At 71.1% G+C, this 21,690-nt stretch carries 20 protein-coding genes and 1 pseudogene; 9 read left to right on the plus strand and 12 right to left on the minus strand.

What is annotated here, in order from left to right; all coding sequences use genetic code 11:
* Nucleotides 1–3: 3 nt before the first annotated feature.
* From rplS to proS, 7 genes are all read right to left on the minus strand, one after another.
* The gene (gene rplS, locus ABZ826_RS25430; RefSeq protein WP_351083108.1) at nt 4–354 is read right to left on the minus strand and encodes a 50S ribosomal protein L19; all 351 of its coding nucleotides are present in this window, start codon (nt 352–354) and stop codon (nt 4–6) included.
* A 167-nt stretch (nt 355–521) separates the two neighbouring features.
* A complete protein-coding gene (gene trmD / locus ABZ826_RS25435; RefSeq protein ID WP_361452571.1) occupies nt 522–1,343 on the minus strand; it encodes a tRNA (guanosine(37)-N1)-methyltransferase TrmD in 822 nt (273 codons plus the stop codon).
* Nucleotides 1,343–1,927, minus strand: coding sequence for a ribosome maturation factor RimM (rimM, locus tag ABZ826_RS25440; RefSeq protein ID WP_361452574.1), 585 nt, complete (start codon nt 1,925–1,927; stop codon nt 1,343–1,345). The genes trmD and rimM overlap by 1 nt, the downstream gene beginning before the upstream one ends.
* Nucleotides 1,928–2,006: 79 nt before the next feature.
* Nucleotides 2,007–2,246 (minus strand): RNA-binding protein, encoded by a 240-nt coding sequence (locus tag ABZ826_RS25445; protein WP_005311361.1) that lies wholly within the window; start codon nt 2,244–2,246, stop codon nt 2,007–2,009.
* Nucleotides 2,247–2,248: 2 nt separating this feature from the next.
* Nucleotides 2,249–2,692 (minus strand): 30S ribosomal protein S16, encoded by a 444-nt coding sequence (rpsP, locus tag ABZ826_RS25450; protein WP_361452577.1) that lies wholly within the window; start codon nt 2,690–2,692, stop codon nt 2,249–2,251.
* Between the two features lie 157 nt (nt 2,693–2,849).
* Nucleotides 2,850–3,443 (minus strand): hypothetical protein, encoded by a 594-nt coding sequence (locus tag ABZ826_RS25455; RefSeq protein WP_030928573.1) that lies wholly within the window; start codon nt 3,441–3,443, stop codon nt 2,850–2,852.
* A 230-nt stretch (nt 3,444–3,673) separates the two neighbouring features.
* The gene (gene proS / locus ABZ826_RS25460; RefSeq protein ID WP_361452580.1) at nt 3,674–5,089 is read right to left on the minus strand and encodes a proline--tRNA ligase; all 1,416 of its coding nucleotides are present in this window, start codon (nt 5,087–5,089) and stop codon (nt 3,674–3,676) included.
* A 230-nt stretch (nt 5,090–5,319) separates the two neighbouring features.
* Here proS and ABZ826_RS25465 point away from each other — a divergent pair, with 230 nt between their 5' ends.
* Nucleotides 5,320–6,180, plus strand: coding sequence for a class I SAM-dependent methyltransferase (locus ABZ826_RS25465; protein WP_361452583.1), 861 nt, complete (start codon nt 5,320–5,322; stop codon nt 6,178–6,180).
* A gap of 93 nt (nt 6,181–6,273) precedes the next feature.
* On the opposite strand, the pseudogene ABZ826_RS25470 reads toward ABZ826_RS25465, so the two are convergent.
* Nucleotides 6,274–7,346: pseudogene (locus ABZ826_RS25470) on the minus strand (ATP-dependent metallopeptidase FtsH/Yme1/Tma family protein).
* 153 nt (nt 7,347–7,499) lie between these two features.
* On the opposite strand from ABZ826_RS25470, the gene yhfZ reads away from it, so the two are divergent.
* The 8 genes from yhfZ to ABZ826_RS25510 all read left to right on the plus strand — a co-directional run bounded on the left by yhfZ (nt 7,500) and on the right by ABZ826_RS25510 (nt 15,237).
* On the plus strand, nt 7,500–8,438 hold the full coding sequence (gene yhfZ, locus ABZ826_RS25475; RefSeq protein ID WP_361452586.1) for a GntR family transcriptional regulator YhfZ: 939 nt from the start codon (nt 7,500–7,502) through the stop codon (nt 8,436–8,438).
* 90 nt (nt 8,439–8,528) lie between these two features.
* Nucleotides 8,529–8,915, plus strand: a complete 387-nt coding sequence (locus ABZ826_RS25480; protein ID WP_361452589.1) for a PRD domain-containing protein — start codon at nt 8,529–8,531, stop codon at nt 8,913–8,915.
* 44 nt (nt 8,916–8,959) lie between these two features.
* Nucleotides 8,960–9,316 carry a DUF2620 domain-containing protein gene (locus ABZ826_RS25485; protein ID WP_361452592.1) on the plus strand — a complete coding sequence of 119 codons (357 nt, stop codon included), beginning with the start codon at nt 8,960–8,962 and terminating at the stop codon, nt 9,314–9,316.
* A 42-nt stretch (nt 9,317–9,358) separates the two neighbouring features.
* Nucleotides 9,359–10,693 (plus strand): YhfT family protein, encoded by a 1,335-nt coding sequence (locus ABZ826_RS25490; protein WP_361452595.1) that lies wholly within the window; start codon nt 9,359–9,361, stop codon nt 10,691–10,693.
* 35 nt (nt 10,694–10,728) lie between these two features.
* Nucleotides 10,729–11,691 carry a phosphotriesterase gene (locus ABZ826_RS25495; protein ID WP_361452598.1) on the plus strand — a complete coding sequence of 321 codons (963 nt, stop codon included), beginning with the start codon at nt 10,729–10,731 and terminating at the stop codon, nt 11,689–11,691.
* A complete protein-coding gene (locus tag ABZ826_RS25500) occupies nt 11,688–12,803 on the plus strand; it encodes an aminotransferase class V-fold PLP-dependent enzyme (RefSeq protein WP_361452601.1) in 1,116 nt (371 codons plus the stop codon). Before ABZ826_RS25495 ends, ABZ826_RS25500 begins: the two co-directional genes overlap by 4 nt.
* A 2-nt stretch (nt 12,804–12,805) precedes the next feature.
* Complete coding sequence (locus tag ABZ826_RS25505; RefSeq protein ID WP_361452604.1) at nt 12,806–13,969, plus strand: alanine racemase; 1,164 nt, start codon at nt 12,806–12,808, stop codon at nt 13,967–13,969.
* Nucleotides 13,970–13,995: 26 nt separating this feature from the next.
* Nucleotides 13,996–15,237, plus strand: a complete 1,242-nt coding sequence (locus ABZ826_RS25510; RefSeq protein ID WP_361452607.1) for a phosphopentomutase — start codon at nt 13,996–13,998, stop codon at nt 15,235–15,237.
* A 63-nt stretch (nt 15,238–15,300) separates the two neighbouring features.
* Here ABZ826_RS25510 and ffh read toward each other — a convergent pair whose 3' ends face one another.
* The 4 genes from ffh to ABZ826_RS25530 form a co-directional block, all read right to left on the minus strand.
* Nucleotides 15,301–16,851 carry a signal recognition particle protein gene (gene ffh / locus ABZ826_RS25515; protein ID WP_361452610.1) on the minus strand — a complete coding sequence of 517 codons (1,551 nt, stop codon included), beginning with the start codon at nt 16,849–16,851 and terminating at the stop codon, nt 15,301–15,303.
* A 133-nt stretch (nt 16,852–16,984) separates the two neighbouring features.
* Nucleotides 16,985–19,444, minus strand: a complete 2,460-nt coding sequence (locus tag ABZ826_RS25520; RefSeq protein ID WP_361452613.1) for a [protein-PII] uridylyltransferase — start codon at nt 19,442–19,444, stop codon at nt 16,985–16,987.
* Between the two features lie 58 nt (nt 19,445–19,502).
* On the minus strand, nt 19,503–19,841 hold the full coding sequence (locus ABZ826_RS25525; protein WP_327272692.1) for a P-II family nitrogen regulator: 339 nt from the start codon (nt 19,839–19,841) through the stop codon (nt 19,503–19,505).
* Nucleotides 19,838–21,196 carry an ammonium transporter gene (locus tag ABZ826_RS25530; protein ID WP_361452617.1) on the minus strand — a complete coding sequence of 453 codons (1,359 nt, stop codon included), beginning with the start codon at nt 21,194–21,196 and terminating at the stop codon, nt 19,838–19,840. Before ABZ826_RS25530 ends, ABZ826_RS25525 begins: the two co-directional genes overlap by 4 nt.
* Between the last annotated feature and the right edge of the window lie 494 nt (nt 21,197–21,690).

Raw genomic sequence — 21,690 nt, forward strand, 5'->3', positions numbered from 1 at the left:
AGCTCAGTTGTCGCGCTTCTCCTTGATCTTCGCGGCCTTGCCGCGCAGCTCACGGAGGTAGTACAGCTTGGCGCGACGGACGTCACCGCGGGTGACGAGCTCGATCTTCTCGAAGATCGGGCTGTGCACCGGGAAGGTGCGCTCCACGCCGACGCTGAAGGAGACCTTGCGGACCGTGAAGGTCTCGCTGACGCCGGAGCCCTGGCGGCGGATGACCACGCCCTTGAACTGCTGGATACGGGAGCGGTTGCCCTCGATCACTCGCACGTGGACGTTGACGGTGTCACCGGGGCGGAACGCCGGGACGTCGGTACGCAGCGATGCGGCGTTGACGTCGTCGAGCAGGGAAGCCATGTTGTCTGCTTTCTTCGCCGATGCCACAGGTCATCGACGGGAGGTAGTGAGGAGCTGGAGGCGCTGATCGCGTCGGACGGGCGTCGGGACCGTTCCCCATGTGCATGGAGAACACAGCGGTCGCTTCCCCCTGTGGCAGGGGCGCACGCCGGACGTACAGCAGCGGCCTATTCTTCCACGGCCTCGGGCCTGCGCCAAAATCGGCCCCCGGGCTCGGGTGACCAGCCGAGGATGGAGAGGATCTCGCGGTCCTTCTTGTCGAAGCCGCCCGCCTCGCAGCGCTCGATGAGATCGGGCCGGTTGAGTGCCGTGCGACGGAACGCCTCGTCCCGCCGCCAGCGTGCGATCTTCCCGTGGTGACCGCTGAGCAGGACGTCCGGGATGCCCCGGCCGCGCCACTCGGGCGGCTTGGTGTAGACGGGCCCCTCCAGGAGATCGGCCATCTCACCGGGGGCGAAGGAGTCGTCCCGGTGCGACTCGGCGTTGCCGAGCACACCGGGCAGCAGCCGGGCCACCGCTTCGGTGATCACCAGCACCGCGGCTTCCCCGCCGGCCAGCACGTAGTCGCCGATGGACACCTCGACCACCGGTATGCGGGTGGCGTACTCGTCCATCACCCGGCGGTCGATGCCCTCGTAGCGGGCGGGCGTGAAGATCAGCCACGGCCGTTCGGAGAGCTCGACGGCGAGTTCCTGGGTGAACGGACGGCCGCTGGGCGTGGGGACCACGAGCACCGGGGAGTGCGCCCCGGCCTCGTACCCGCCCGCCAGGGCGTCGTCCAGCGCCTCGCCCCATGGCTCGGTCTTCATGACCATGCCGGGGCCGCCGCCGTAGGGGGTGTCGTCCACCGTGTTGTGCCGGTCGTACGTCCAGTCGCGCAGGTCGTGGACGTGCACATCGAGGCGGCCGCGCGCGCGGGCCTTGCCGACGAGCGAGACGTTCAGCGGTTCCAGGTACTCCGGGAAGATCGTGACGACGTCGAGGCGCATCAGATGTCCTTCCCGGACTCGGGCGTCCCGTCCCCGTCGCCCTCTTCGTCGCGCGAGGAGGCGATCACGGCCTGGCTCTCGTCGATCAGTCCGGGCGGCGGGGCGATCACCGCGCGCTGCTCCGCCAGATCGATCTCGGTGACGATCTCCTCGACGAACGGGATCATCACCTCGCTGCCGTCCGGCCGCTCCACGATGAAGAGGTCCTGGGACGGCAGATGCGTGATCTCGGTGATCCGGCCGATCCCGGTGCCGTCGGCCAGGACCACGTCGAGGTCCATGAGCTGATGGTCGTAGAACTCCTCGGGGTCCTCGGGGAGTTCCGCCGGGTCGACCTCGGCGATCAGCAGTGTGTTGCGCAGGGTCTCGGCAGCCGTACGGTCGCGTACGCCCTCGAACCGGAGCAGCAGCCGTCCGCTGTGCACCCGGCCGGTCTCGATCGTGAGCGGTCCGGCGCCGGCCGGTTCGGTGGCGAGCACGGCCCCGGGCGCGAGCCGCAGCTCCGGCTCGTCCGTACGCACCTCGACGGTGACCTCGCCCTTGATGCCGTGGGCACGGCCGATCCGCGCGACTACCAACTGCACCTTGTGTCTCTCCTGTCATACGACGACGGGCCGGGGCGGGCGCTTGGCCCTCCCCGGCCCGTGCCGGTGTTCAACTCTGTCAGCGAACCTGATCCACATCGACGAGGTCGACGCGGATGCCACGGCCGCCGATGGCGCCCACGACGGTACGCAGGGCGCGCGCGGTGCGGCCGTTGCGGCCGATCACCTTGCCGAGGTCGTCGGGGTGGACCCGGACCTCAAGCACGCGACCACGACGCAGGTTGCGCGAGGCGACCTGCACGTCGTCGGGGTTGTCGACGATGCCCTTCACGAGGTGCTCGAGAGCCTCCTCGAGCATGCTCAGGCCTCGGTCGACTCGGCGGCCGCAGCCGCGTCAGCAGCCTCGTCCGCCTTCTTGTCGGACTTCTTCGCCTTCTGCGTGATGGCCTCGCCCTTGGACTCCTCGCCGCCGTCCTTGGCCAGGGCCTCGAACAGGGCGCGCTTGTCCGCCTTGGGCTCCGGCTGCAGCAGCGGCGCGGGGGCCGGGAGGCCCTTGTGGGCCTGCCAGTCACCGGTGAGCTTCAGGATCGCGAGAACCGGCTCGGTCGGCTGGGCGCCGACGGACAGCCAGTACTGCGCACGCTCCGAGTTGACCTCGATGCGCGAGGGGTTCTGCACCGGGTGGTACAGACCGATCTCCTCGATGGCCCGGCCGTCACGGCGGGTACGGGAGTCGGCGACGACGATGCGGTAGTGAGGCGAACGGATCTTGCCCAGACGCTTCAGCTTGATCTTGACTGCCACGGAAGTGGTGTCTCCTGGTCTATGACGTGGTTGGGCACAACGAAGATGCCACGTGGGGTTGCGGTACTCGGGTGCCCGATGGACGCGTCAGCCGGAGGAGAGAGGGGTCCTGTGCGACTGTCGAGTACAGCTAGCCATTGTGCCACACCGCATCGGGTCACCCCACCGCGACCGCGGCTTCCGGGATACGGAACGGCTTTCCGCAACCGCCGCAGACGATCGGCGCCTGCGCCAGGACCGACGGGACGACCCGCACATTGCGTCCGCAGTCGCAGACGGCCTTGACACGGACACCTCCGCCGGAGGAACCGTGCCGGGCGGCCGGCCCGCGGAAGGAACGCTTGGTGTCGGCGGCGGTGGCGACCGTGTGCGCCTTGAGGGCGCGCTGCAGTCGCTCGATCGTCGGCCGGTACCTTCTCTTGGCCTCGGGATTGAGCGTGACCAGCGAGAAGCCACTGCTGGGGTGGGGCTCCTCGGCGTGGTCGAGGCCCAACTCCTCGGCGATCGCGAGGAATCGACGGTTGTGGTAGCGGCCGGCCCGCGAGGTGTCGCGGACACCTCTCGCGGCGGCGATGCCATGGACTGCCTCATGCAGCAGTCGCTCGAAGGAGAGTTCGGCGCCACAGGCGGACGAGGACTCTCCGATCAGGGACTCGGGCGCGGCTAGATCCGGCAGCTCGGGGTGGTACCGCTGAATGTCGGCCCACGCCTGCGCCAGCTCTGCGGCAAGTACAGGTGGTGTCGTGCTCACGTCGTGACAACGAGCGCGAGTGCCCCGGTGTTCCGATTCCGGGCCATCCCAAATAATTTGCACGTACCAGTCAGTTGCCGTTGATGCGTCCTGACGAGGGCGGGTGCGCAGATCTGCGGAGAAGTCTCACAGCTCGCACCAAGCCGGTACGTAGCGCCCTGTACGCCCGGACGCGTAGTCGGCCTGCGCACGCCGGGGCGCCGAGCACGCCCCGGTGGGCGGGCGGGGCGTCAGTAGGCGCGGGCCACCAGCGCGACATTACCGGGGGCATCGTCCGAATCCGGCACCGACCCGTCCTCCGCGACCAGGCACCGCACCGACACCCCCCGTTCCGCGAGCCGGGCCTCCCCCGCCGGGCCGAGGGCCGACCAGGCGATACGCGCCCAGCCGCCCGCTGCCGCGGCCTCCGCGGCCTCCTCGACGGACGCGGCCTCGGTGGTGGATGATTCGCGCCGGCCACGGGACTCGCACAGCAGCGCCGCCTGGTCCTCCTCCAGGATGGCCGGAAGGAGCGCGGGCAGGGCCTCGATCGCCACCGGCTCCTTCCCGCCGGGGACGCGCCTGGCCAGCATCACGGTGCCGTGCTCCAGATCGCGCGGGCCGATCTCGATCCGTACCGGCACGCCCTTCAGCTCCCAGTCGACCGTGCGACGGCCGAACGGGGTGTCGGTGCGGTCGTCGACCTCGGCCCTGATCCCCGCGGCACGCAGCCGCTCCCCGACGGACCGGGCCACGCTCAGCACCGCCTCGTCCCCCTTGATCGCGAGGACGACCGCCTGGACGGGGGCGAGCCGCGGCGGCACCCGGAGGCCGTGGTCGTCGCCGTGCGCCATGATCAGACCGCCCACCATGCGGGTCGACGAGCCCCACGAGGTCTGCCAGACGAGCTCCCGCCTGCCCTCCCTGGACAGGTAGCCGGTGTGGAAGGCCTTGGCGAAATTGGTGCCGAGCTCGTGGCTGGTACCCATCTGCAGGGCCTTGCCGTCCCGCATCATGCCTTCGAGCGTCAGGGTGTTGACGGCGCCGGCGAACCGCTCGGCCGGGGTCTTGCGGCCCGGGACCACATCGATGCCCAGGACATTGACCATGAAGTCCGCGTAGACGTCCCGCTGGATGTACGCGGCGTACTCCCGGGCCTCCTCGTAGGTGGCGTGGGCGGTGTGGCCCTCCTGCCAGAGGAACTCCGTCGTGCGCAGAAAGACCCGCGGCCGCATCTCCCAGCGCACCACGTTCGCCCACTGGTTGATCAGCAGCGGCAGATCCCGGTAGCTCCGCACCCATTTCGAGAAGTACTCATTGATGATCGTTTCGGACGTCGGCCGCACCACCACGGGCTCTTCGAGCTCTTTTCCGCCCCCGCGGGTCACGATCGCGAGCTCCGGCGCGAAGCCCTCGACATGCTCGGCTTCGCGTGTCAGGTAAGACTGGGGGATGAAGAGCGGGAAGTAGGCGTTCCGGGCGCCCGCCTTTTTGATCCGGGCATCCAGCTCCTGCTGCATCCGCTCCCACAGGCCGTATCCGTACGGCCGGATGACCATGGTGCCGCGCACCGGACCGTTGTCCGCGAGTTCGGCCTTGTTGATCAGATCCTGGTACCAGCGGGGAAAGTCCTCGGCCTGGGGCGTGAGAACGGGTGCCTTTGCCATGGCGCGCATCGTACGGCGACACCGCCCACCACACGGAGCGACGGGGCCCGCTGCCGCGGTCCGTCCCCCCGGACCACCGGGCCATTGCCGTCGGACCCCTGGACGCGGGGACCGAAGCGCAGTTCTCTGACATACGGGGGGGGAGCGGGCGCACCCGCACTGGGGGGAGCATCCACTCGGGGCACGACCGATCGGACACGACCGACCTCTCGGCGGATTGGAGCGCTTCCATGACACCTACGCTCGTCCGGCACCACAGCCACGCGGACACGGCCACCCCGGTGGACCCCGGCACCCGCGCCCGGGACTGGGCCGAGATCCAGGAGCGGATGCTCGCACCGCTGTACGAGGCGGTGTACGAGCGGCTCGAAGTGGGCACCGGCACCCGGCTGCTCTCCCTCGGCTGCGGCTCCGGTCTCGCGCTGCTGATCGCGGCCGGGCGCGGGGCCCGCGTCACCGGCGTCGACACCGACCCCGACCGGCTGGCACTCGCGCGGGCCCGGCTGCTGCCCGACCCGGGGAACGAGGCCGGGACAGAGGCCGGCCATCCCCGGCTCCTCGACAGTGATCCGTCCGAGGCCGCCCCGGCCGACGGAACCCCGTACAACCTGCTCACCGCGTTCACCCCGATCGGCTGCTCGTCCGGGGACGGGGAAGGGCTGGTGTCCGCGCTGCGGTCCGCCGTACCGCTGGCGGCCCGCAGCAGCACGGTGGTGCTGACCGGGTGGGGTCCGCCGGAGCGGTGTGCGACGGCCCCGGTACTGCGGGTGGCGGACCGGCTCTCCGACGGGGCGCCGACATCCCGCACGGACGGCTGGCGCGTGGCGCGCCGGGACGACCTGGAGGAAGTGGCGTTCCGGGCCGGCCTGAATCCGGACGGCTCCGGCCGGGTGGCGTGCCCGTTCGGGTACGCGGACATGGACAGCGCGGTGCGCGGGCTACTGTCGACGCGCCTCTTCGACGCGGCGGTACGGGTGACGGACCGGGCCCAGGTGGAGAAGGAGGTCGCGGAGGCCTTGCATCCGCACCGGCGCCGGGACGGCACGATCTGGATGCCGAACGTCTTCCGCTATCTCGTGTGCACCACGTGATCACGTGTGCACCACGTGATCATGAGCCCGTGGTGCGGCAGGTGAGCCTGTGTGCGGCAGGTGCGCCCCGTGCGCGCACGGGGCCGGCGGGTGCTACTTGGCCAGGCGGGTGATGCCGGCCGCCCGGTAGGCCGCGGCCTCGTCCAGCGTCTCGTTCTCCAGCAGTGCCGCGGCCAGCGAGTCCAGCCGGTCCCGGTTCTCGCGCAGGAGCCGGCACGCCGCCTCGTAGCACTCGTCGACGATCCGCCGCATCTCGCTGTCCACCGCGTCGAGCGTCGCGGGGGCGGCCGACGGTCCGTACGCCTGCTGGGCACCGCCCGGGATCGCGGTCAGCCTGCCCACCTTGTGGCTCATGCCCCAGCGGCCGACCATGCCGCGGGCCAGGTTGGTGACCTGCTCCAGGTCGCTCTCCGCACCTGTGGTGATCATGTCGAAGACCACCTGCTCGGCGGCCATCCCGCCGAGCGCGCCGATGATGCGGCCGCGCAAGTACTCCTCGGTGTAGGAGTACTTGTCGGCGTCGGGTGTCGAGAGGGTGACGCCCAGGGCCCGGCCGCGGGGGACGATGGTGACCTTGCGGACCGGATCGGCCCCCGGCTGGACCATGCCGAGCAGGGGGGCGGCGCCTTGCGCCCGAAGCCGCCCATCCCGCCGCCCATGCCCCTGGCCATCCGCCGGGCGATGAACACCCAGAGCAGGACGAGCAGCAGCATGGGGGCCAGCGAGATCAGCAGATTGGCCAGGAAGCTGCGCTGCTGGACGACCGGCTCGGCGGTGACGGTGACGTCGTCCTTGACCAGTTCGGCCCAGAGGTTGTCATCCGCGAAGGCGGGCCGCTGAGTGACGAACTTGGTGTACGTCTTGTCGCTTCCCGGAACCTTCGCCTCCTTCTTGAGCTGCCCCTGGATGGCGTCGCCCTTGGCATAGATCTTGGAGACATTGCCCGAGGTGACCTGCTTGCTGAACTCCGTGTACGCGATCGTCCGCTCCTCCGCCCCGTTGAAGAAGGACAGCACCAGATTGGCGATCAGGTAGACGGCGAGCGCGGTCAGCAGCAGCCCGCCCCAACCCCCGGGCATCTTCCGGCCCGTCGGCGGAGGTGGTGGGGCGCCCTCGGAGCGCCACGGCTGGTCGGTTCGATCGCGGGGAGGTACGGGGTTGGTCACGCGTGCTCCTCTTCCGGCAGCCGTCAATCGTGACATTAGATGAGAAAACGGCACCAAGCTCCCCGTGGGCCTCTCCAGTGGGCCCACCGAGGGAGCAAGGTCGCCCGGATGAATTCCTTGTCAATATCCAGAATCCTGTTTACTGTCTGATTCGTGAACGTCCTTGATGACCGCTTCCTCACTCGGAACGGCCTCGCCGCCCGGCAGCTCGCCGTCCTGCTGCTCAACCATGAGCCGGACACCCGCCTGCCCCGCGTGCGTGACTTCGCCGAGGAGCTGGGCTGCGGAAACGGGACCGTTCAGGCGGCCTTGCAGCTGCTGGAGGATTCCGGCGCGATCGAGACGACGGCCCGCGGCCATCTCGGCACCTTCCTCGTCCGGTCCGACCGCTCCATCCTCTGGCGGCTGTCCGGACTCGGCACACTGCTCGCCGCGATGCCGCTCCCGTACTCGCGCAGGTACGAAGGTCTGGCGACCGGGCTGCGCAGCGCCTTCGAGGAGGCGGGCGCCCCGTTCGCGATCACGTTCATGCGGGGTGCCGGAGCCCGTACGGCCGCACTGCTGGAGGGCAAGGTCGACCTCGTCATCCTGTCCCGCTTCGCGGCCGACCAGCTGATCGCCGAGCACCCGGTGGAACTCGTCGCCGATCTCGGCCCCGCCACCTACGTCGGCGCGCACGGGATGCTGGTGCGGCACGGCGTCGACCTGGACTCCCCCGGACTGCGGGTGGCCGTCGACCACGCGTCCGAGGACCTGCGGATGCTCGTGGAGCGGGTGTTCGCCGGCCGGGACGACATCGAGTGGCGGGAGGCCTCGTACATGCAGCTGCGTGATCTCTTCGCCCGCGACGAGGTCGACGCCACCGTCTGGAACCTGGACGAGGCGCAGGACCGGATCGGGCCGGGCGTCGACGTGCTCCCGCTCGGCGACGAGGTCACCCGCGAGCTGTCGCTGCGCAACTCCAGCGCGGCCGTCATCGGGCGGACCGAGGGGACGAAGGCGCTCGCCGCGGTGCGGGACGCGCTCGACCTGTCCCTGGTGACCCGATTGCAGATCGAAGTGCTGCGGGGCGAGCGCATGCCCTCGTACTGACCGGCGGGTGACGGACATCTCGCTCGTCCGGAACGCCCGTCGGCCTCAAAATACAGAATCCTGATTATTGTTGATTTTAGGAGGATCACCGTGGACGACCAGCTCGCACTGCGGATCCAGCTCTTCCGCGAAGGCGGTCAGGTCCGGCCCGAAGTGGCCGATTTCGTCACCGCCGAGCTGACCGCCCTCGAAGCCGACGGCCGCACGGTCACCGAAGCGACCGCGGGCATGCTGACCAGCCATCTGATGATGGCGCTCACCCGGCTCCTGGACGGCGAGCCGATCGAGCAGTTCCTCACCGACGACCAGGTCGCCGCCGAACTGGCCGGACACCCCGACGCGGTCGAACGTGCCCGCGCCGTGTCCGCGCGGGCCGAGCGGGAACTCGGCGCCGCGCTCCCCGAGTCGGAGGTCAACTTCCTCGGCATGCACCTCGCCGTACTGGCCCAGCAGTCACCGGCCGCACCCGCTTCCTGACCCGCCCCGCACACGGAACAGCCGCACAGAGAGAAAAGACAGAAATGACGAAGATCCTCACTGGTGGAGTCGGCAAGGTCGAGGTCACCCAGGCCATCGGCAAGCTCGGCATCGACTCCCTCGACGTCGTCACCTCCAGCGACATGGACGCCGCGATGAAGCTCCGCGTCGGACAGGCCGACTACTACCTCGGCACCTGCCACACCGGTGCCGGCGCCTCCCTCGGCGTCCTCGTCGGCCTCATGGGCAGCGCCGCCTGCCACACCTTCGGCCGCAGCGTGCCCACCGAGGAGGAGATCACCGCCCTGATCGCCGACGGCAAGAAGGTCTTCGGCTTCTCGATGGACCAGATCGACGCCATCGCCCCACTCATGGCGCGCGCCATCGCCGCCCGCGGCTGATCCGGCCGCCCCTCCCCCGTCCCGGGCACGAAGGAGTGACTCGTGAGCACCACACTCGCCGCCGGCACCAGCCTTGACTTCACGCTGGCGCAGCAGCTGACCGTGATAGCCCTGTGCGCACTGACCGCGTACATCTCGCACATGGCTCTGGCCGTCTTCAACGACGGCGTACGTCCGTTCCTGCTGGACTTCATCCAGGGGCGCACCACCCGCAGCGCGACGACGGCGGTCTCCTTCGGCCTCTCCGCCGGGTTCATCTTCGGACTCGGCGCCCCGATGGCACTCTCCACCGGCGTGCTCAACCCGTGGCTCGTCTTCCTGCCCACCGACATCCTCGGCATACTGGCGCCGAAGAAGTGGCTCGCGCCGGTCCTCGGCGGCGCCTGGGGCGCCGTCGTCGTCTTCGGGCTGAACGGCGCCAACAACGTCGCGCACGACCTGCCCGTCGACTTCATCACCGCCATGCAGCAGATGTCGACGCCGATCCTCTTCCTCTTCACGCTGTTCCCGGTGCTCGCCATCACCAAGCAGTTCGGCCGCAAGTGGGGCGGCATCGCCGGAGTCCTGGAACTCGCGCTGGTCGTCATGACCATGAAGCTGTGGCCGAAGATGTTCGCCGGGGCGCTGGCCATGGCCGTCGGCGTGCTGATGCTGATCGCCCTGGCCGTCGCCAAGGACATGAAGCAGCGCAGGGCCGACCGGGCCGCGGGCGTCACCGAGGTCGTCCTGGAGGACGACCCGATGGCCTCGCTCTTCAGCGCCAGCGCGGCCCGTCTGCGCACGTACCTCCCACTGTTCATGGTGCTCGGCGCCGGAGTCTGTGTGCTGGCCCAGATGCACATATTCGGCGGCGGCGAGGCGACCAGCTTCCTGATCGCCAAGGGGCAGTACTCCGAGGCCGCCCAGGTCGACTTCTACCGGGTCTTCGGCTTCATTCCGCTGATCGCGACGACCGCGCTCGCCTCCGGCGCATACGGCATCGCGGGATTCACCCTGGTGTACCCCATCGGCTATCTGATGCCGAACCCGTTCCTGGCGGCGATCGTCGGCGCCGTCGTCTTCGCCGCCGAGATCCTGGCCCTCTCGTACATCGGCAAGCTCCTGGGCAAGCTGCCCAGCGTCCGTGACTCCTCGGAGCACCTGCGCAGCGCGATCGGCGACACCCTGCAGCTCGCGATCCTCTTCGGCTCGCTGATGGCCGCCAACGCCATGGGCGGCGGGCTCGGCATCCTCGTCGTCGGCGGGCTCTACCTGCTGAACGAGGCGATGGGCCGACCGGTCGTGAAGATGGCCGCCGCTCCCGCCGCGGTCATCGTCGGCGGCATCCTCCTCAACCTCCTGTACTGGCTCGACCTGTTCACCCCGATCAAGGGCTGAGGCCGGCCGCGTACACGAAGAAGGAACCCCCCACGATGAACCACCCCGCCCCGCCCACCCTGCGCACCGTCACCGGCGATCTCCCCGCCGGTTCCGTGACCGGCCCCGCCCTCGCCCACGAGCACCTGGTCCTCGACCTGGACCACAAGGGCGACGGCGCGGCCGTCCTCGACCCGGACCTGCACACCCCGGCGGTCACCACCGAGCTCACCGCCCTGCGCGAGGACTTCGGCCTCGGTCTCGTCGTCGAGCTGACCTGCCGCGGCATGGGCCGCGACGTCCGTGCCCTGGCCCGCATCGCCCGGGACGCGGGGATCGCCGTGGTCGCCGCGACCGGCTGGTACTACGAACCGTTCCACACCCCCGAGATCGACGACGCCACCGTCGAAGAACTGGCCCGCACGCTCGTGGCGGAGATCGACGGCGGCATCGGCGCCACCGGCATCCGCCCCGGTGTCCTCGGCGAGATCGGCAGCCACGGCGACACCCCGACGGCGCCCGAGGCCAAGGTGCTGCGCGCCAGTGCGCGGGCCGCCCTCGCCACCGGCCTCTCCGTCGCCACCCACGCCCAGCTCGGCCGCGGCGGAATCGCCCAGCTGGAGCTGCTGACCGGCGAGGGCCTGCCCGCCCACCGCGTCAGCATCGGCCACCAGGACCTGCTGGACGATCCCGCCGTCCACGTGGAGCTGGCGGCGAGCGGGGCGTACGTCGCGTTCGACACCGTCGGCAAGGACGGCTACCAGAGCGACGGCACCCGGCTGCGGCTGCTGCTCGCCCTCATCGAGGCCGGGCACGCCGACCGCATCCTGCTGAGCTGTGACATCTCCCGCCACGGCTACCTCCTGGACGAGGGCGGCCAAGGGTACGGACATCTCTTCCGCACCTTCCTGCCCGAGGTCCGTGCCGCCGGAGTCGACGACGACCTGATCGACCTGATGACCCGCCGCAATCCGCTGCGCTTCCTGACCGGCGCGCGCGTGGAGGAGATCCGAGCATGAGTCCCGTACTTCCGCAGACCTTCCCGCTGGCGACGGTGGAGCTGGACGACGCGATCGCCAGACAGTTCCGGCTCCTGGAGGCCACTGCCACGCACTTCGAGGGCCCCCAGCTCTTCGACGCGGACGCCGGAGTCGTCCCGGGTCTCGGCCGCCCCCGCACCACCGCCCGGGTCGAGGCCGTACTCGCGGACTTCTTCGGCGCCGAGGACGCCGCCTTCGTCCAGGGCGCGGGCACCGGCGCGATCCGCGCCGCCCTCAATGCCGCCGTGCGCGCGGGCGACCCGCTGCTCATCCACCGGGCCCCCGTCTACCGCACCACCGAGGTCACGCTGCGCGGCATCGGCGTGACGACCGTCGAGGTCGACTTCAACGACGCGCGGGCGCTGCGCGAGGCCCTGGGGTCCGGCCGGTTCCGGTGGGCCTACGTCCAGCACACCCGCCAACGGCTCGCCGACTCGTACGACCCGGCGGAGGTCCTCGCCGCCTGCCGGGCCGCCGGGGTCCGCACCCTGGTCGACGACAACTACGCCGTCATGCGCACCCCCGCCGCGGGAGTGGAGCTCGGCGCCGACGCCTCCTGCTTCTCCCTCTTCAAGCTGCACGGCCCCGAAGGCGTCGGCGTCGTGGTCGGTGCCCGCGATCTGGTCGGGCACATCCGGCGCGACAACTACTCCGGCGGCGGTCAGGTCCAGGGCTGGCAGGCGCTCGACGCCTTGCGCGCCCTCACGCACGTACCGGTCATGTGGTCCGTGCAGTCCCGGGTGGGCGCCGAGGTCGCCGAACGGCTGGCCGCGGGCGAGGTGGACGGCGTCGCCGAGGTACGGATCGCCAATGCCCAGGACCGCTGCCTGCTGGTCCGCCTCGACCGGCCGGTCGCACGGGAACTGCCCGCCGTGGCCGCCCGCTTCGGGGCCGCCCCCTACCCCGTCGGCTCCAACTCCCGCTACGAGATCGCGCCGCTCTTCTACCGGATGTCCAGCTCCGCCCTGGACGACTCCCCCGAGCTGGCCGACTGGACCGTGCGCGTCAATCCGATGCGGGCGGGCGCGGATCTCGTCATCGCCATCCTGCGCCGCTCGCTCGACGCGCTGAACGACTCGAAGGACGACTGACCGTGTTTCTCGACACCGTGCTCACCCGCAACCCCGAGCTCGTCGACGCCGCGGCCACCCTTCACCGGCGCGGCGAGATCCCGGCCGACACCTATGTGATGGACCTCGACGCCATCGAGGCCAACGCCGCGCTGCTGGCGGCGGAGGCCGAACGGCTGGGCGTCGGCCTCTGGTTCGTGGTCAAGCAGCTGGGCCGCAACCCCGAGCTGATCAGGGCCATCGCCCGGCACATCCCCGCGTTCGCCGCGATCGATCCGCCCGAGGCCCGCACCCTGCACGCCGCGGGCGCGCGGGCCGGCAACCTCGGCCACCTCGTCCAGATCCCCCGCCGCGCACTGCCGGAAGTGCTGGCCTGGCGCCCCGAGACCGTCACCGTCTTCGACCTCGCCAACGCGCAGGCCGTGTCCGGGGCCGCCCAGCGGCTGGGCTTCGTCCAGGACGTGCTGGTACGCCTCGAAGGCGCCGAGGGTTCGGTCTACCCCGGGCAGGAGGGCGGCGTCCCGCTCGGCCGGCTCGACGCCTTCGCCGAGGCCGCCGAACGGCTGCCCGGCATCCGGACCGCGGGCGTCACCGCCTTCCCCTGCGTCCTGTGCGACCCGGTGACCGGCGTTCCCCGCGCCACCCCCACCTTCGCGCTCGCCCTCAAGGCCCGTGAGGTCCTGGCCTCCCGCGGACACGAGCGCCTCAAGCTGAGCGCGCCCAGTGCCACCTCGATGGCCTCCCTCCCCCTGCTCGCCGAACTCGGCGCCACCCACGGCGAACCCGGCCACGCCCTCACCGGCACCACCCCGCTGCACGCCATCGACCCGCACCAGCCCGAGAAGCCCGCGTACGTGTACGTCAGCGAGATCGCCCACACCCTCGACGACGGCCGCCCGGCGATCCGCGGCGGAGGCTTCTACGCCCGGTCCCACATCCGCGGCGCCCTGCTGCCGCGCACCGGCGTACGCCTCGGCGTACAGGACGCGCCCGCCGAGAACATCGACTACTACCGGCTGCTCGACGCGCCGGCCGACGGCCAGGACGTCCGGCTCGGGGACACCGCGCTGCTCGCCTTCCGCACCCAGATCTTCGTCACCCGCTCGACCGTCGCCGTCGTCTCCGGACTCTCCTCCGGCAACCCCCGGCTGAACGGGCTGTACGACGCCCAGGGCCGGGCCCTGTGAGGCCGGACCCGGAAGAGGAGGCCTCCATGGCCAAGACCGTCATCGTCGTCATCGACGGATTCGGCATCGGCGCCATGCCCGACGCGGGCACCCTGCGCCCCGGCGATCTCACCGCCGACACCTGCGGGCACGTCCTCGACCACTGCCGCGCGGCCCTCGGCCGCCCGCTGCGCCTGCCGGTGCTCGGCGCACTGGGGCTCGGCCTGGTCCACCCGCACCCGGATCTCGCCCGTCGCCCCCTGCTGCCCGTCGCCGCGGGCCGCGCCGCGCTCGGCTATCCCGGCGCCGACACCTTCGCGGGCCACCAGACCATGATGGGCGCCGACTTCAGCCGGGTCACCGTCGCCCGGCTCGCCGACCACGTCGACGTGGTGACCAGGGCCCTGGAGGCGGCCGGGCACCACGTCGTCCCGTTGGACGGCAAGCCGCTCCTCGTCGTGGACGGAGCGGTCCTCGTCCACGACAACCTGGAGGCCGACCCCGGGATCAACTGGAACGCCTCGGGACGCCTCGACGACCTGCCCTTCGAAGGCCCCGGCGGCATCCTCGCCATCGCCCGTACCGTCCGCGCGGTCGCGCCCGTCGCCCGGGTCATCGCGGTCGGCGGCCACGCGGACGGCCCGCTCGGGCGGTTCGTACGCCCCGGCGACGCGGGAACCGTCGGCCTCGACACCCCCGCCACCGGCTTCTACCGCAACGGCGGCCTGGAGGTCCAGCACCTGGGCGCCGAGCTCGACCACACCCGCCAGCTCCCCGATCTGGCCGCCCGCGCGGGTGTCCCGGTCACCCTGGTGGGGAAGGCCGCCGACATCCTGGCGTGCGAGGCGGCGCGACGGCACCCGGCCGTCGGGACCGCCGACGTGCTCACGTACACCCTCGAAGCGGTACGCGCCCCCGGCGCCGCGCTCGTCGTCGCCAACGTCCAGGAGACCGACCTGGCCGGGCACCAGCAGGACACCGAGCGCTACGGACGCCTCCTGGAACAGGTGGACGCCGGACTCGCGGGGCTCGTGGCGCTGCTCGACGGCCCCGGCGACCGGCTGATCGTCACCGCCGACCACGGGAACGATCCCACGATCGGGCACGCCTACCACACCCGTGAGTACGTGCCGGTGCTGATCCACCGGCCCGGCACGGACGGCGTGGAGCTGCTGCCGGACGCAAAGAGCCTCGCGGATGTGGGCGCGACCGCGGCCGTCTCGCTGTCCCTGGACCCGGGCGGGCTGGCCAACGGCACGGCGCTGCGGCCGGCACGGCACGCCGCGTAGGAACGCGTGGAAACATGCGTGAGGGGCGCCCACCGGTGGGCGCCCCTCACGCATGTCGGGCGATCAGCCCATGAACTTCTTGAACTCGTCCGGCAGCTCGAAGTTCTTGTCCTCCTGCGCCGGCAGGCCGAACGCGCCGCCCTGCGCCGCCGCCTGCTCGCGACGGGCCGCCGCGGCCTGCTCCTCGGCCTTGCGCTTCATCGGGTTGCCGCTCTTGCGCTTGCCCTTGGCCTGCTTGACCTGCTTCTTCTGTCGGCCGGGGCCACCGCCCATGCCCGGCATCCCGGGCATCCCCGGCATGCCGCCACCCTGCGCCATCTTCGACATCATCTTGCGGGCGTCGAAGAACCGCTCCACCAGGTTCTTCACCGCGCTGACCTCGACGCCGGAACCCTTGGCGATACGGGCCCGGCGCGAGCCGTTGATGATCGTCGGCTCGGCGCGCTCCTTCGGGGTCATCGACTTGATGATCGCGGCGGTACGGTCCACGTCGCGCTCGTCGATGTTGTTGATCTGGTCCTTGATCTGCCCCATGCCGGGCAGCATCCCGAGCAGCTTGGAGATGGAGCCCATCTTCCTGACCTGCTCCATCTGGGCCAGGAAGTCGTCGAGCGTGAAGTCCTTGCCCTTGCTGGACGCCAGCTTGGAGGCCATTTTGGCGGCCTCTTCCTGGCTGAAGGTCTTCTCCGCCTGCTCGATCAGGGTGAGCAGGTCACCCATGTCGAGGATGCGGGACGCCATGCGGTCGGGGTGGAAGGCGTCGAAGTCCTCAAGCTTCTCACCGTTCGACGCGAACATGACCTGCTTGCCCGTGACGTGGGCGATCGACAGGGCCGCACCACCGCGGGCGTCGCCGTCGAGCTTGGAGAGCACCACGCCGTCGAAGCCGACGCCGTCGCGGAAGGACTCGGCGGTGTTGACCGCGTCCTGGCCGATCATCGCGTCGACGACGAAGAGGATCTCGTCGGGGCCGACGGCGTCGCGGATGTCCGCGGCCTGCTGCATCAGCTCCTGGTCGATGCCGAGGCGGCCGGCGGTGTCGACGATGACGACGTCGAACTGCTTGGTGCGGGCGTACTCGATCGAGTCCTTGGCGACCTGGACCGGGTCACCGACCCCGTTGCCCGGCTCGGGCGCGTACACCGCGACACCGGCGCGGTCGGCGACGACGCTCAGTTGGTTGACGGCGTTGGGGCGCTGGAGGTCACAGGCGACGAGCAGCGGGGAGTGGCCCTGGCCCTTGAGCCAGAGGCCGAGCTTTCCGGCGAGGGTCGTCTTACCGGCACCCTGGAGACCGGCGAGCATGATCACGGTGGGCGCGGTCTTGGCGAACCGCAGCCGCCTGGTCTCGCCGCCGAGGATGCCCACGAGCTCCTCGTTGACGATCTTGACGACCTGCTGGGCGGGGTTCAGTGCCTGGGAGACCTCGACGCCGCGCGCCCGCTCCTTGACGTTGGCGATGAAGGCCCGGACGACGGGCAGCGCGACATCCGCTTCGAGCAGGGCGATACGGATCTCGCGGGCCGTGGCGTCGATGTCCGCCTCGGACAAGCGGCCCTTGCCCCGGAGGTTCTTGAAAGTCGCGCTAAGGCGGTCGGAGAGAGTATCGAACACGGCGCTCGTCGGTCCTCAGGGTCGGGGGCTGGGGCAGGTCGGTCGTCCCCAAGGGTATCCGGACCCCGGGAAACGCGAAGCCTTCGCCCGGTTCTCATGCCGTACGAGGGGCTCGCGGGCCGGGCAGCGGCGCTCAGCCCAGCGCCTTCTCGACCTCCCGGGCCACCTCGGCCGCCCGCACCTCGGGCAGCGGCTCCCCGTCGGTGTCGGTGACGTAGAAGGCGTCCACCGCGTTCGCGCCCAGCGTCGACACATGCGCGCTGCGCACGCGGACACCGCTGCGTTCCAGCGCCCGGCCGATCCGGTGCAGCAGTCCAGGTGCGTCCTGGGCCCGCACCTCGATCACCGTCGCCAGCCGTGAGCCGGCCGCGGCGACCGTCACCCTCGGCGGCGGGGCCTTCACCCCGCGCCGCCCGGGATAGGCGGCCTCGCGCTCGGCGAGCCGGGCACGGATGTCCAGGGAGCCGTCCAGGGCGCGTACGAGGTCGGCGCGGAGGCGGCCCGCCTGCGGCAGGGAGCCGTACTCGGCCGCGACCCGCCAGCTGAGCAGCAGCAGTTCGGCACGGTCGCCCGCGCCGAGTTCGGTGGGGAGTTCCACGGCGCGCAGGTCGGCGGCGCGCACGGTGAGGCGGTGCAGGGCGAGGACGCCCGCCGCGGCCGGCAGCACGCCGGGGCGGTCGGGCAGGGCGATGAGGAGTTCGACGCCGAGCGGTTCCGGTTCGCCGTCCTCGTCCGGGGTTCCGGCCTGGGCGTGCAACGCGAGGACGGGTTCGCCGGTGCGCAGGGCCTCGATGGCGAGGCGTTCCTGTTCGGCGCTGGGTGCGGCGGGTTCCGGTTCTTCCGGGGCCTGGCCGGCGAGCACGGCGGCGACGCGCTCGACGAGGTCGGCGACGAGGGAGGCGCGCCAGGAGGACCAGGCCGCGGGCCCGGTCGCGAGGGCGTCGGCCTCGGTGAGGGCGTGCAGGAGCTCCAGGGTGGAGACGGTGGAGACGGTGTCCGCGACGGAGCGGACGGTCGCCGGGTCGTCGAGGTCGCGGCGGGTGGCGGTCTCGACGAGCAGCAGATGATGCCGCACGAGGGTGGCGATGACGCCGACGTCGTGCTGGTCGAAGCCGATCCGGGCGGCCATGTCCCGGGCGATGATCTCCCCGGCTGCGGAGTGGTCGCCGGGCCAGCCCTTGCCGATGTCGTGCAGGAGCGCGGCGACGAGGAGCAGGTCGGGGCGGCCGACGCGGCGGGTGAGGGAGGAGGCGCGGACCGCCGCTTCGACGAGATGACGGTCGACGGTCCAGGTGTGGACGGGATTGCGCTGGGGGCGGCAGTGGACGCGTTCCCAGTCAGGGAGCAGCCGGGTGATCAGGCCCTCCGCTTCGAGCGCCTCCCAGACGGGAACGGTGGCCCCGCCCGCGCCGAGGAGGGTGACGAGTTCCTCACGGGCCTCGGCGGGCCAGGGCACCGGCAGCGGACGGGCGGTGGTGGCGAGGTGGCGTACGAGGTGCCGGGAGAGCGGGAGTTCGGACTGCGCGGCGGCCGCGGCGGCCCGCAGCACGAGCACGGGGTCGCGTTCGGGGCGGGCCGCGCGGGCGAGCACGACCTCGCCGTCCGCCTCGACGACGCCTTCGGCGAGCGGGGTGCGCTCGGCCGCGGTGGTCCTGCCGCCCCCCAGAATCGCGCGCAGCCGGGGGCGCGCCGAGCGGGCCCGCAGCACGCGGTCGACCTCGCGCCAGGTGACGTCGGTGGCGTACGAGACGGTGCGGGCGGCCTCGTACACCTGACGGAGCAGGGTGTCCGCGTCGAGGAGGCCGAGCTCGGCGGCGACCTGGTCCTGGTCCTGGAGGCCGAGGCGGTCGGTGGCGCGGCCGGTGGTGAGGTGGAGGGCGTCGCGGGCGTCGAGGAGGACGCGGCGGGCCTCGGCGAGGCCCTCGCGGGGGGCGTCGGCAACCCAGGAGGCGGCGACGGCACGCAGTGCGGCGGCGTCGCGCAGTCCGCCGCGGGCTTCCTTGAGGTCGGGTTCGAGAAGGAACTGGAGCTCGCCCTGGCGTTCGGCGCGTTCGCGGCAGAGCTCGTCGAGTGCGGGAAGGCGTTTGGGCGCCTGGTTGCGCCAGTCGGCGAGGATCGCGGTGCGCAGGGTGGCGACGAGGCCGAGGTCTCCGGCGACGGGCCGGGCGTCGAGCAGTCCGAGCTGGACCTTGAGGTCCTCACCAGCCGTTCTGCGGGCCTCGGCGGGGGTGCGCACGGAGTGGTCGAGGGCGAGGCCGAGGTCCCAGACGGGGTACCAGACGCGGTCGGCGAGGGCGGCGACGGCAGCCGTGTCGGCGTGGCCGTCGTGCAGGAGCAGGAGGTCGAGGTCGCTGCGCGGGGAGAGTTCACCGCGGCCGTAGCCGCCGACGGCGACGAGGGCGGCACCGCGGACGCCGGTCTGTTCGGCGGCGGCGGTGAACAGTGCGGTGAGCCAGTCGTCGGTGAGCGAGGCGAGGGCCGCACGGCGCGGCGGCCCGGACCGCGCCTTCCCCTGGAGGAGGCGCAGCCGGGCCGCCGCGTAGCCGCTGGGTTCCGAGTCCTCGGATTCGGTGGTCGCTTCGGTGCTCGTCACCGACTGCCTTTCGTTTCGGGACCGTCGGTCTTCGGACGGTGCTCGTCGGTGCCGTCGGTCAGAGGGCGTCCGGGCCGCGTTCGCCCGTTCGTACGCGGATCGCGGTGTCGACCGGCACGCTCCAGACCTTGCCGTCACCGATCTTGCCGGTCCGCGCGGCCTTCACGACGACGTCGATGAGCTCTTCGGAGTCCTCGTCCTCGACCAGGACCTCGATGCGGATCTTGGGGACGAGGTCGACGGTGTACTCGGCGCCCCGGTAGACCTCGGTGTGGCCGCGCTGACGCCCGTATCCGCTGGCCTCCGTGACCGTGAGGCCCTGGATGCCGAAGGCCTGGAGGGCCTCCTTGATCTCGTCGAGCCGGTGCGGCTTCACGACTGCGGTGATGAGCTTCATACGTCCACCTTCCTGGTCTGCGTTGCTGCCGTCGTACCCGGTGCCGTCGCGGAGGCCGTGGCGCGCGGGGCCGCGCCGCCGCCCGCTCCGCTGAAGTCGTACGCCGTCTCGGCGTGTTCGACCTGGTCGATGCCGGAGATCTCGTCGTCCTCGTCGACCCGCATCCCGATCATCCTGTCCAGGAGGAAGGCGAGGAGTGCGGAGACGACCAGAGAGTACGCGAGGACGGCGAAGACCCCGACGGCCTGCTTCCCGAGCTGGTCGAGGCCGCCGCCGTAGAAGAGACCCTTGGCGTCGGACTGGACACCGCCGGTGGCGAAGAAGCCGATGAGGAGGGAGCCCGCGACACCGCCGACGAGGTGGACGCCGACGACGTCCAGGGAGTCGTCGTAGCCGAACCTGTACTTCAGGCCGACGGCCATGGCGCACAGGACACCGGCGATGGCACCGACCGCGATGGCACCGAGCGGGCTGACCGCGCCGCCGGACGGGGTGATGGCGACGAGGCCGGCGACCGCGCCGGAGGCCGCGCCGAGGGTGGTGAAGGAGCCGTGGCGGAGCTTCTCGTAGCCGAGCCAGGCGAGCATCGCGGCGGCGGTGGCGACCTGGGTGTTGACGAACATGACCGCGCCGACGCCGTCGTCGTTGCCGAGCCACGAGCCGGCGTTGAAACCGAACCAGCCGAACCAGAGCAGTCCGGCACCGAGCATGACGAGCGGCAGGCTGTGCGGCCGCATCGGGTCCTTCTTGAAGCCGACGCGCTTGCCGATGACGAGGATCACGCCGAGCGCGGCGGCACCCGCGTTGATGTGGACCGCCGTACCCCCGGCGAAGTCGATGACGCCGAGCTCGAACAGCCAGCCGCCCGCGCCCCAGACCCAGTGGGCGACGGGGAAGTAGACGACGGTGACCCAGAGCGTGATGAACAGGGCCCAGGAGGTGAACTTCACCCGGTCGGCGAGGGCGCCGCTGATCAGCGCGGGAGTGATGACGGCGAACATCAGCTGGAAGACGGCGAAGACATAGACGGGGATCGTGTGTCCGTCCCAGAGCTGGGTGATGCCGATCCCGCTGAGGCCGACGTAGTCCGGGCTCCAGCCGAGGACGGAACCGATGTCGGTGCCGAAGGCGAGGCTGAACCCGTAGAGCACCCACAGGATCGTGACGATCCCGAGGCTGATGAAGCTCATCATCAGCATGTTGAGGGTGCTCTTGACGCGGACCATGCCTCCGTAGAAGAAGGCCAGGGCCGGGGTCATGAGCATCACCAGGGCGGAGCAGATGAGCATGAACCCGGTGTTGGCGGCAGACAGCGTCGGGGTGTCTGCGGCAAGCGTCGTGATGCCTGGGGGCATCGGCGTCTCCTCGTCGTCGGTGCGGCCGCGTGCGGGCGGGATGAGCGGCACCACGTGCGGGACCACTGGGAAAAGGTGCGGGCCGGTTATGCGCCATGAGGTTCGCCCAGCGCGGTTTCCGCCGATGCCGCTCGGTGTTTCGCGGCAGTGACGAAGAGGTCGGGTGTGTTACTTCCCCATGAACCGGCGGTGGCGTATCCGGTGCCGGGCCTACTCTGCGGCCGGGTCCGCATACGGTGCGATCACGACTCTCCCGTACGGGCACGGCAACGCGAACCGGCCACGCCGACCACCCGCTGACCTGGCAATGGGGGGAGCCGAAGTCGGTCTGTGCGGGGTGGTCGTCGTGGCCGGGGTCAGGGGTGTCGCTCAGAGCCTGTCGGGCGGCCTTCGATCGGGCAGCGGACGCGGTCTGGTGCGTGCGATTCCAAGGCGCCGGGATGTCCTCGGATGGGGTCTCCCCTGCTCGAACGAAGCTGAGAGCTCGGGGATGG

The sequence above is a fragment of the Streptomyces sp. NPDC047515 genome, from assembly GCF_040643055.1.
In the GTDB taxonomy this organism is placed as follows: Bacteria; Actinomycetota; Actinomycetes; order Streptomycetales; family Streptomycetaceae; genus Streptomyces.